This is a genomic window from Oleiphilus sp. HI0079 (genome assembly GCF_001635105.1).
The window spans coordinates 1-1,549 of sequence record NZ_LWFT01001387.1 but is presented as its reverse complement, the minus strand read 5'-3'; the positions used below and the strand labels follow the sequence as shown (position 1 = coordinate 1,549).

The window sequence follows — 1,549 nt, the reverse complement described above, 5'->3', positions numbered from 1 at the left end:
AGGCGCCAATAACGATCGCAACACGGTTTGAACTATTCATTCCCATATTATCCTGCTTGTGCCGATTGATTATCCCCGAACGGGAACAAACTAACTCTTCTTACTTTCGCAAACACCATTATTACATCGAGCCTGCCCGGTCAGCATCCATGATAAGCGATATCGGTTATCAGCAAACAAAACATACGCTCTGTCTGCAAACCAGCGAATAATTGGCCAGCGCAATAGTTGTACCCACGGTTTTTTACCCACTGCCCTCCAGGCCGCTGCCGTGACATCCAGCCCTTTCAGAACCTTGCCATTCTGCTGCGCATGCAAAATGCGCATAGCCTCATCAAAATTAACATGCCCATAATGGCTTGCGAATTCTTCGCTATGCAAATCCACCAAACGCAGCTTCTTTGTCGTGTCATAGGCTTGCAACGCGCGCATTTCTTTTGCGCAAAGCGGACAGGTACTGTCATAAAAAATGATGAGTTCACTCATATTCTGTTGTCCTTTCTCGTTCAAACGCACTCTTCGCAAACACGTAAGGTACGTTCTCATGTACAGGCAGGATCATTTTAAATAAGCCTATCAAATCTTCAGGCTTGATAGGCTGCGCTATATCACCCTATCATGCCCTTCGCGATTCACATTCGACAACCATTCGTATGTAAATAACAAAACCAATTCGAGAGGAAGTAGAACTAATGGATATTAACGGAGTACCTGCAATTGTGACGGGTGGTGCATCTGGGCTGGGTGAAGCAGCTGCGCGTATGCTCGCAGCGATGGGAGCAAAAGTCAGCATCTTTGATGTGCAAATGGAGCGGGCGCAAGAAGTCGCCAAAGACATCGGCGGCCTGGCGTTTGACTGCGACGTAACCAGTGCAGCAAGCGCCGAAGCTTGCTTTGAACAAGCGCGCGCTCAACATGGCCCCGTTGGTATCGCGGTTAACTGTGCAGGTATTGGTGTGCCGGCGAAGATTCTCGGTAAAGAAGGCCCAATGGCAATGGATTTTTTCAACAAAGTCATTGCTGTCAACTTAAGCGGCTCATTCAATATTATGCGCCTTGCTGCTCATGAGATGCAGGAGCGTGAAGCAAATGGTGATGGAGAGCGCGGCGTGATCATCTCCACAGCGTCTGTCGCGGCCTACGAGGGCCAAATCGGTCAAGCCGCTTATTCTGCATCCAAAGGTGGTATCGTCTCTATGACCTTACCTGCAGCGCGCGAGCTAGCTCGCTACGGTATTCGCGTGCTTGCCATTGCGCCTGGACTGTTTATGACGCCAATGTTAGCGGCGCTTCCGGAGGCCGCTCAAGAAAGTTTGGCAGCAACACTTCCCTTTCCACAGCGCTTGGGTGATCCGAAAGAATACGCTCGCATTGTAAAGGAAATGGTCGAGAACCCCTTACTAAATGGCGAAGTGATTCGAATAGACTGTGCACTGCGCATGGCGCCAAAATAGAGAGAGCAGAATTGAGCATCATCATCGACCGGCTGCTTCGCCGGTCAGATCCACTAAGCGAAAATATCAATTCGATGACCGACTGGTTTGAACGT

The 1,549-nt window shown here is 49.5% G+C and carries 2 protein-coding genes; one reads left to right on the top strand and one right to left on the bottom strand.

The window, feature by feature from the left end:
- Window positions 1-90 precede the first annotated feature (90 nt).
- Window positions 91-486, bottom strand: a complete 396-nt coding sequence (locus A3750_RS23960; RefSeq protein ID WP_068451041.1) for a thiol-disulfide oxidoreductase DCC family protein — start codon at window positions 484-486, stop codon at window positions 91-93.
- A 206-nt stretch (window positions 487-692) separates the two neighbouring features.
- On the opposite strand from A3750_RS23960, the gene A3750_RS23955 reads away from it, so the two are divergent.
- Complete coding sequence (locus tag A3750_RS23955; protein WP_068451038.1) at window positions 693-1,454, top strand: SDR family NAD(P)-dependent oxidoreductase; 762 nt, start codon at window positions 693-695, stop codon at window positions 1,452-1,454.
- The last annotated feature ends 95 nt before the right edge of the window (window positions 1,455-1,549 follow it).

What these genes read in the sequence shown, in the direction of transcription:
- A3750_RS23955 (WP_068451038.1), top strand. Translation starts at nt 693, where the DNA reads ATGGATATTAACGGAGTACCTGCAATTGTGACGGGTGGTGCATCTGGG.
- A3750_RS23960 (WP_068451041.1), bottom strand. Translation starts at nt 486, where the DNA reads ATGAGTGAACTCATCATTTTTTATGACAGTACCTGTCCGCTTTGCGCA.